The sequence below is a fragment of the candidate division KSB1 bacterium genome (genome assembly GCA_034505495.1).
In the GTDB taxonomy this organism is placed as follows: Bacteria; Zhuqueibacterota; Zhuqueibacteria; order Residuimicrobiales; family Krinioviventaceae; genus Fontimicrobium_A.
The window spans coordinates 18,209-27,676 of sequence record JAPDQV010000040.1 but is presented as its reverse complement, the minus strand read 5'-3'; the positions used below and the strand labels follow the sequence as shown (position 1 = coordinate 27,676).

At 49.8% G+C, this 9,468-nt stretch carries 8 protein-coding genes; 3 read left to right on the top strand and 5 right to left on the bottom strand.

Annotated elements, in window-relative coordinates:
* The 3 genes from ONB24_13140 to ONB24_13130 all read left to right on the top strand — a co-directional run.
* On the top strand, positions 1-449 hold a 449-nt coding region (locus tag ONB24_13140; GenBank protein ID MDZ7317059.1), incomplete at its 5' end, for a ribonuclease HII.
* Complete coding sequence (locus tag ONB24_13135) at positions 449-817, top strand: YraN family protein (protein ID MDZ7317058.1); 369 nt, start codon at positions 449-451, stop codon at positions 815-817. The genes ONB24_13140 and ONB24_13135, both read left to right, overlap by 1 nt.
* Before the next feature lie 37 nt (positions 818-854).
* A complete protein-coding gene (locus ONB24_13130; GenBank protein MDZ7317057.1) occupies positions 855-1,196 on the top strand; it encodes a hypothetical protein in 342 nt (113 codons plus the stop codon).
* A 10-nt stretch (positions 1,197-1,206) separates the two neighbouring features.
* On the opposite strand, the gene ONB24_13125 is transcribed toward ONB24_13130, so the two are convergent.
* The 5 genes from ONB24_13125 to ONB24_13105 form a co-directional block, all read right to left on the bottom strand.
* A complete protein-coding gene (locus ONB24_13125; protein ID MDZ7317056.1) occupies positions 1,207-2,652 on the bottom strand; it encodes an alpha-L-fucosidase in 1,446 nt (481 codons plus the stop codon).
* A gap of 267 nt (positions 2,653-2,919) precedes the next feature.
* Positions 2,920-3,642 carry a T9SS type A sorting domain-containing protein gene (locus ONB24_13120; GenBank protein ID MDZ7317055.1) on the bottom strand — a complete coding sequence of 241 codons (723 nt, stop codon included), beginning with the start codon at positions 3,640-3,642 and terminating at the stop codon, positions 2,920-2,922.
* A 567-nt stretch (positions 3,643-4,209) separates the two neighbouring features.
* Complete coding sequence (locus tag ONB24_13115; GenBank protein MDZ7317054.1) at positions 4,210-5,628, bottom strand: beta-galactosidase; 1,419 nt, start codon at positions 5,626-5,628, stop codon at positions 4,210-4,212.
* A gap of 446 nt (positions 5,629-6,074) precedes the next feature.
* Positions 6,075-7,823: a DUF4832 domain-containing protein gene (locus ONB24_13110; GenBank protein MDZ7317053.1), complete on the bottom strand. Its 1,749-nt coding sequence runs from the start codon at positions 7,821-7,823 to the stop codon at positions 6,075-6,077.
* 79 nt (positions 7,824-7,902) lie between these two features.
* The gene (locus ONB24_13105; GenBank protein MDZ7317052.1) at positions 7,903-9,465 is read right to left on the bottom strand and encodes a T9SS type A sorting domain-containing protein; all 1,563 of its coding nucleotides are present in this window, start codon (positions 9,463-9,465) and stop codon (positions 7,903-7,905) included.
* Positions 9,466-9,468 lie beyond the last annotated feature (3 nt).

Sequence of the window (9,468 nt, the reverse complement as noted above, 5' to 3'; positions counted from 1 at the left end):
CCAAACAGCTTTCCGCGGCTCAGCGGGAAGAGCTTTTTTCGCTTATTCAGCGTCGGGCGCTGGTCATCGGCATCGGCATTGCGGATGTTGAAGAGATAGACCGCTGCAACATCCTGCATGCCGCGCTAATGGCCATGCGGCGCGCCGTCGAGGCCGTCTCCCTTCAAATCGATTTTGTCCTGGTCGACGGCAACCGTCTGCCGAATCTTACGCAACCGGCTCAGGCCGTCATTCGAGGCGATTCACGTTCGCTTTCTATTGCCGCTGCTTCAATTGTGGCCAAAGTCACGCGTGACCGCATCATGATGCAATGGCACGAACAATATCCCCAATATGACTTTGCCCGCCACAAAGGCTATCCCACTCGTGCGCATATCGAAGCCATTCGTCGCTACGGCCTGTCGCCGATACACCGCCGTTCGTTTCATCCCAAAGCACTCAACAGCTAATGCAGACATTTCGCCAAAAAATCGGCAGGCTGGGGGAAGACCTGGCTGCTGCTTTTCTTGCACAAAAAGGAATGGTAATTGTCGAACGCAATTTTCGAGCAGGACACGGCGAAATCGACATCATCGCACGCGAAGGGGAGACTTTGGTGTTTGTCGAAGTAAAAACGACGCGTGCCGGTTCGTTCGGCGAGCCCGAACTGTGGGTGGATGAGCGCAAGCAGCGGCAACTGAGCGAGACGGCGGATGCGTATTTTTTCCGGCACGGCATCGAAGAGGCAGCCTGCCGCTTCGACGTTGTCATTGTAACTCTCGGCGGCGCCCAACCCGCCATTCGCCATATCCCCAATGCCTTTTGGGCGGAAGAGTAATGCGACGAAAAAGATTGCCGATTCCCATGGATGCGATATGAAATCAAGACCCAACAGCGGTTTTTCTCTTTTTTTACAGATTTTTCAATGGGGTATTGCAGTCTGGCTGTTATGGCCCCTTTTCGTTTTGCAGGCGGATCGCATGCCGTTATGGCGAATGATGACGGGTATACTCCTGGTTGTCATCGGGGTTGGTCGGCTTTTCTATGACAGCATCTTTGATTTTTATAAAAAACGAAAGGAGCAACAACCTTTGGTTGCGCTCCTTTCATTGATTGTCACGATTACTTTGATTGCCGCTTTGGTCGGCGGCCTTCTCTTGCTGTTTGTCGTTTACGCCGTTTCCCGGTTGAACCAAAGCGGGGGAGACAATAATTAGAGTTATTCGCCTACTTAAAACGAATTCGATAGGCGACGGCGTGCTCCGTAGGATACCGTTTTGCCGGTTGAAGCATCAGCCCTTTGGCGTTCTGCGACCAAACCACCTTTTCCGTGCTGCCCACTAATTCGACCGAAGCAATTTTGCCGGCTTTCAGCCCAAGAGATTTGATGACAGTCTTTTGCGTCGGAACGCCGAGCACAAAGGCGTAAAGCACATCGCCCTTGATGGTAAAGCGAACGTCTTCAGCGGTGTAACCTTTGCTTTTGTATTCATTGAACATTGCCGTTTCGTCCGGCGCCTCGGCAGTGCCTTCTCCCGAAATTGTCCACGGCCGGCTGCCGTAAATGCCTTCACCGTTGACCTGCAGCCATTTGCCGATTTCAATAAGAACCTGTTTTTGCTCTTCGGGTATGGTTCCGTCTGCTTTGGGGCCTATATTGAGCAGAAGGTTGCCGTTTTTGCTCACAATGTCGATCAATACGTCAATAATTTCGTTGGCGCTTTTGTTCTCCTCGCCGTCAATGTACCCCCATGACTTTTTGCCGACGGAGGTGTCGGTTTGCCACGGATGCTGTTTGGTCGCCTTGCTGCTGCCCCGTTCAATGTCATAGACCGCCGCCTCGGGCGGAAAAGCGTCGTTTTTATAGTTGATGACCACGCCTTTGTTCCATTCAATCCCTTTGTTGTAATAATATGCCGCAAAGGACTTGCGATAGGGCGCCATGGCCGGTTGTTCAATCCACCAATCGAACCAGAACAGCTGCGGCTGATATTTGTCCACTAATTCGACGCAGCGCAGCAGCCAATCGTTCATGAACTCGGGCGACGGCGTTTCCTCTTCCCCGCGCGCCGGTCCATAGAAATCGGCAAAGCGGGGATCGTTGACGTCGGAATCGATCAGGCGGCCGGTGTTCATAAACCACCAATGCTCAATGCGGTGGGAAGAAACGCCGAAAATCAGGCCATGCTTTCGACAAGCCTGCGCCAATTCGCCGATGATGTCCCGCTGCGGGCCCATCTCTGCGGCGTTCCACTTGGAGAGAGCCGTTTTATACATGGCAAAGCCGTCATGATGTTCTGCCACCGGCACGACATACCTGGCGCCTGCCTTTTCGAACAGCGTCACCCATTCCTCCGCATCGAATTTTTCCGCTTTGAACAGCGGAATGAAATCCTTGTAACCAAAGTCCTTTTGCGGGCCGTAGGTTTCGAGATGGTGCTTGAACTCGAACCTGTCGGGTTGATACATGTTTCTCGGATACCATTCATTGGCAAAAGCAGGCACTGAATAAACACCCCAGTGAATAAAGATGCCGAACTTGGCGTCGCGGAACCAGTCGGGACACTGGTATTTTTTCAGCGAGCTCCAGGTCGGTTGAAACCGATCAATCGGCTGTGCTCCTACATTGCTTATAAAAACTGATACGAGAATCCACAACAGTGTTTTTTTCATGCCGCACTCTCCTGTTTGTTTTTAATTTGAAAAGATCTTCCTATGCAGAACTTTTTCTTACGAAATATAACGCAATTTTGGCAAAAAGAGAAAGCGGAATTCAAGAGAATAGAAGCGCTGCCGGGAAAGGAGGGATATTAATCAATGCAGAGAAACTGTAAATAAGGGGTTCACTTTATTTAGCGGTTGCAATGCCTCAGCGACATCAGCTTAAAAATGGCGGTATAAGTAAAAAAAGATTTGTTGCGGCAGTTGCTTTGGGCCTGTTTACTTGACCAGCGTCATTTTTTGAACGGCTCGGCACGTCGGCGTTTGTACCAGAGCATAGTAGAGGCCTGTTGCGGCTGATTCGGCATTCCAAGTTATCTCGTTTCGGCCGGCCGACAGCTCGCCGGAATAAAGCTCCTCTACAAGCCTGCCGTCGGCATCCACGATTGAAATTCGGACCATTTCATCCCGAGCCAGCTCGAAGGAAAGGGTCGTTAGGGCATTAAAGGGGTTTGGATAGTTGGGATTGATCCGAAAGGAATTGACGTTCTCCTTTTTGGCATCAACTTTGGTAATGAACTCGGTCACTTCAATCGATATGATCGGGGAGTAGTTGGAAAAACCTTCGAGGTTCACGTCTTCCAATTGGTACATGTACAAGCCGGGCTTGGGCGGAGTGTCGACGAATTCGTAAAGGGTCCCTTCCGCGGTTTTTTGACCTTCGGAAATCAGGTGCGGATTGATGCGGATGTAAGACAAGTCCTTTTCCCTACGACGGTGCAGATTAAATCCGGCGTGGTTGATTTCTGCTTTTGTTTCCCAAGTAACAACCACCGCATTTCCCTGTTGGGTCGCTTTGAATGAGGAGAGCATGACCGAGAGCGCGGATTGGGCAGTGTCGGCAATAGTATCGCAATGGTTAGTTTCAGAAGGATTGATGAGTTGGCAAAACGCTCCGCTCGTCAATAGGAGAGTTGCAAATATGGCCAAATTCTTTTTCATTATTACCCCGCCTAGTTATTGAAAAATGAACCAGCCGACCAACTTTTGGCTTAGTAGACTTTTATCAAAATAAATGCCGGCAGAAAAAACTTGCGGATGGAAAGATGCAAGATAATAAATAACAAGATAATAAATCGTTTAAGTTATGATAATGGTGAAAATAATAAACCGACGATCCCTTGAAATGTAATATAATCCACGATATATCGGGGGTTTTGGCCGGCGGCAGAGGCTCAATAATAACCTTGGAAAAACCTTGGAATTATTCTGCGTCGGACATGCAGAGGAGCATAAGGCCGAAGCATACTTATCGTAAGACCTCTTTTATGCCTGCGACGGTGTTCTTTCTCCATCTCGATCAGTCATGTATATTTCCAAATCAGCGGCCCTGGGAAAAGGAAATGCGGGAAGCAGATCTGTCTTTCGTCAGCTTAATTAGCATAAAATATATCTGCAGCCCGATGACCTTACGGGGAACCGGAGGCTGCAATGAGTGAATTATTAGGAAGCAGGCACAATTCCGCAAGTCGAACTGAAAAATAAAAGCTTAATTCCCAGCCGGCGTTCTCATTTTGATCGAGCATTAACCAAACTGATTAGGGTGACATCATAATACTTTTCTTTATCCAGCAAGTCCTTTTTCAAAGCCAAACCGACATCCTTGTTTTCGTCATATGAAAAAAGCTTGAATTTAAGGTGATATGACCCCGGCGGCGCTTCTTTAGGAACGGCGATGAGGTATTTTTCGTGATAAAATCCATCTGTCGCCGCCGGCATCCATTTTTGGTTCCCGGAATTCAGTTCAAAATCGAGCCTTTGCGGGCCGTCAAGGCGGATCTTGAGCACATAAGCATGATAGGCAGGCGCCACGCCGCGGTTTTCCCAAATCATTTGCAGGGTATCGGTTTGGCCGATGACCAGCGAATCCGGGGCTTTGATTCGGTGAAGAAAATACCAATAACCGCATCGATTCAGCAGTTCGACGGTCAATTCCGGATTATCCGTCAGCCACTCAAGCGCGTCCCCGTGATAGCCGATATAAGAAGCGTGCAGCAATTCCAATGCACCGCGAAAGAAATCCGCTCCGGTTTTGCCGGGAGCGTATTGAGAGATCGCCGACCCGGCTTCCGCGTGCCAATTCCCTTGTCTTTTTACGGCTCGGTAATGTTCGAGCTCAAAAACCGTCGGTCTTTGCCGATACACATCTTGAAAGAACTCCGGGCTGCGTACCGTATAGGTCTGGCTGTAGCCGCTGAAATATCCATTGACCAGCGGGCTGTCGTCTCGGTAGGATATCCCTTTCTCCAAGACATAACGATGCAGGGTTTCGCGGTCGGCCGGATTTTTCACATCATAGACAAAATCGTCGCTAATGATCAGTTGGGTTTTTTGAAAATAGCGGCAGTAAAGATCGATGTGCGTTTTTTTCTGTTCCATCGAATAGGCAATTCTGCTGCCTGCCCAGGTATGACCTTCGCCCCAATCCCCGAAGCTTCCGATATCGACATAGCGAAGCCACGGCCTGCCGTCATAGCGATCGGCAAATTTTTGCAGAAAATTTTCCAGTTTTTGCAGAAAGATCGGGTCATCGTAGACCGGTTCCCATGGGCCGTCCGGTCCGACAAGCTCTCCCATGAGGTAATAATTACCCTTTGCGCCTGCCTCCATGACCCATTTGGGCGTGGCAAACTGCTGCTCGATCCGATCAGTGCTTGTCTCTTTACAACTAATCCGCAATGCTATTTTCAGACCTTTTTGCGTCCACTTGTTAATAATTGTATCAATCGTGACCCAGCTAAATTTTCCTTCTTCCGGTTCCAGATAGGACCAGGCCAGTCGAATATAAATGTGATCCATGCCGGGGAAATCAAGCAGATGTGAATCCGCTCGGATGATATATTTGTTGATGTGGTTGTCCGGGAAATGATGGTACCATCCTTTGTGCGGATTCGCTAATGCGATCCGCTCGTCCCAAAAGACAGTCATATCGATTTCCCGACAGAAAGCAGAAGCATAAAGAAGTAAATAAAGCAGAACAGCAGGAGCCGTCCGATCTCGGTATTGCTTTCGCGTTTTGCCGTGTATCATATTTGTCGCCTTTTTTAATAAAGATTACCAAACCTGCATCACTCTTGTTTAATAAACGAAAGGCTGCGGTTAATGCCGACAAATCTTTGGCATTAAGGAATAGGGAATAGGTCCTTCCGTCTTTTGAAAATCAATATTTCACAGCCTGCCGTTATTTTTCGAGAGCATTTTTTCCCCTCGCGATTGGACACTTTACAAGGTCCTGATGACATTTGTTCTCACCCTGGAAAACTGCAGCAAGGCGATGGTAATAACAATGAAAGAGATTTTGCGAATTTTATCAGCCTCTGGTGGATCCTTAGGGTTGAACGGGCAACATTTAAAAGTTCGTACCCGAGTCTGTTCTATTTCAAAACAACTTTTTTGGTTTGAACCGAATATCCGTAAGTTTCGAGTCTGCTAAAGTATACTCCGCTTGCAATGGGTATGCCTTTGGCGTCTTTTCCATCCCAGTTTACCACATGATATCCGGCGTGCTGGAATTCATCCACCAGAGTGATCACATGTTGGCCCAATAAATTGAAGACGGATAGTTTGATCAACATCGGCATGGAAAGCTCATAGGGAATAGCTGTACTCGAATTGAAAGGATTGGGATAGTTTTGCAACAACATGATGCTTTGCGGGAGCTGCACCTCCCCGTTGTCAGGGATGCCGATCAAGGCGGGATCGTAGACATAGCGGAGCGATTTATCGGTATAGGGGTCATCGAAGGTCGAAGGATCCAGCTCGGCTTGAGAGAGGTCTACGCCAAAACCGATGTTGCCGATGGGATGTCGGCCTCCCTTGGCGTAGTTTTTAATTGCGAAGCGCAGGCTGGGCAATCGGCCGGCCGGATCTAATACGGCAATCGCCAATTTGTATACTCCCGGTTTCAAGGATTCCGTGATTTTGAAGCTATCGGCCGCCGTGAAAGGGGGCGGAGGAATAGAATAAAGGGAATCGTTTTCATCCCACTTGTCGACCGGCAGCCAGGTCCGGATGTCGACGTGGGAAAAATCCGCACTCCAAACGACTTGATTGGCTTGATTCAGCAAACTCAGCTGCACCGGCCAATCGTAATAAAACGGAGCCGAGCCGACATTGCGGCCGGTAAACATTACCGTAAACTCCTCATCTTTATCGATTCGCGAAGGATAAGAAACCTCATCGATGACGAATCGATAGCCGAATGCTTTTTGTACAAGTTCGCCGCCGGCTTTGGCGGCGGCGTTGTTTTGATCATAATCCGCCACCCAGCGCAGCTGTGTGCAATGCAATCGCCGAATGGTGGCAATTAAAAAGTTGCGATGTTGAGGGTCTATCATGGTGTCGGTGGGGTCATCACCCGGTTGGATTTTCCAATTACCCCAATTATAGGCGACTTCTCCTCCTATAATTTCGTTTTTCCATCGATCGCCGAGGTTGTAAATCGCTTCGCCGTGGGACTGCATCTGATCCCAATGGGCCCAAGAGTCCCAGTAAATGCCGAATTCGAATTCCTTGAATTCCCACGGATGCCGCACCAGTACCTTCTTGTGCGGAAAGTTTTTACGGAATTCTTCACCCAGCAGTTTTTGGATCGCCAAGGTCGGGCTGGGGCTGTGATGTTCACCCCATTTACCGATAATGCCCATTTCGATGTGGGCTACGCGCGGATCGGTGTCCCAGCACCGGCCGAGTTTCCAGATCATCTTTTTCAGCCGTCGCTTGAATTGCTCACTGGTGTAATCGTCGGTTTTCATATCGGCAGGCCAGTATTTTTGATCACCATCCCAATGAAGATAGACGCGCGGGATCACTTTAATATTTCTGAGCTCCACGCCGGCCCAGTTTCTATCACACCATTCTTTGATCTCGTCAATGCCGTCTAACGAATCGCGCTCGATCTCGTTCCATTTGATATAGCTGTGCATCAAGGTTGCCCATTCATTGTTTTCCCAATTGCCGCGATTGGTAAAGCCCATATGCGGATTGCGCAGCGCACGAGGGTACTCCTGCGGATGAATGATGACGATGTCTGCTGCATAGGCACTTGATGTTTTCAGGTTTGCCGCATCTTGACGGTCAAATCCCGCCAGAAGGAAGATTGTCAAAACGGCGATTTTTTTCATGACGCCTCCTTGCAGCTGATGCTGAATCGGCAAAAATAGCTTGGTACCATACCTGGCGATTATTTGAATCTTCGCTCTTTTATTTTTGCACAACCATTTTTTTCACTTGGCTAAGGCCGTTCGCATTAAGCCGACAAAAGTAAAGACCGCCGGGCAGGTCACCGGCGTTCCATAAGACGATGTACTCTCCCGCCTGCTGCGGTTCATTCACCAGTATTGCGATGCATTTGCCGGTAATGTTGTAGACTGCCAATTCAACAAATCCGCTTTCGGCTAACGAGTAGCTGATCGTGGTCGTTGCATTGAAAGGATTGGGATAATTCTGTTCCAATCGGCAGACTTGCGGCAAATGACCTCGATCGGTGAGGTCGAATACCGCAGTCGACCCGGCAATCGGGGGCGGATTTTGACGAACTTGATCCGCTGAAAGCGTAATCATGTTATGTCCGCGCCACTCTTTTCTTACAAATCGGAACCGGCCGATGCCCATGTCGGCATTGGTCTTCCAGTTGTCCCAAACGGCAGTCAACGACTGCCACCAGTCGCCGCCGACGCTCAACAGATAGCGGGCATCGTCGCGGTCATCCACGCCGTTCGGATCGGCCAAGATCAATCGCGCCTGGACGGTGACAAAGCAGCCTTCGATGTCGTCTTTGGGAATCGTAACTCGACCGGTAGACGGCCAGAAATGAAAGTTGTAGCCGTCGCCGGCGGTGACCGAAATGCTGCCGTCCGGCTCAGTACGGATGTCCGCCGGTTTGTTAAGGTCACCGTGAAAGTCCTCAACATAGGCGGCGCCGCTGACGCGCAGGGCTTTTTGCAGCAAATGCCACCGATTGTCGGATTTGCTCAGGTAATACATCTCCATATCGCGGATTTGTACACGGGTGTTGGTTGCCGGATTGCCCTCGGCCCACTCATAGAGTTGCCCCCAGGCAATGGCCGCCGTCCAGCCTTCAGGCGGCCGTTGTGCGCCGCGACGCGGTCTCTGCGACCAATCAACCGAAAGCGGAACCCCATGCGGCAGGCCTTCGTGCGGAAGAGTAATGTCGCCGATAATGTCCTCTAGCGAATTATAGGGATGGTATTCATCTGGTTGCGGTTTAACTTGTTCGATGACCACATCGTCGATGATGACGTCACCGCTCATCCCGCCGAATTGAATCTTGATGCCGGGATTTACGGGTGTAGGTTCATAAAGAACACTAAAAGGCCCATATATCTTGTCTTCTGCAGAAATGGAAATCGTGGTCACAGCAAACGGCCCTCCTGAGGTGATGTCCGTATGAAAGGCCACAGAAATGGTGCGCTTGAGCGTAGAAGTCGCCCGAAGCCTTAATTGGTACATTTCTCCTTTTTTGAAGGGCACCGACTTGGCGACCAAAATATACCAGTCGCTCTTGCCGGGTTCTTTAACCGTCACATAGAGCGCCTGATTGCTGCCGCCCAAGCCCGGGCTTTTTACAGCGAATACGGCGTCGGCGCGCGGCGGATCGGCCCAGGTGGCGTTTTTATCGACGAACCAGGTGCCCCAACCGGTCATCCCCTGCTCGAAATCGCCGTTGGTGACCAGGTTTTGGGCCATCAAGAGCGCGCAAAACGACCAAAGCCATAGTATAGGCGCAAAGGTTAGATGCTTCATGAC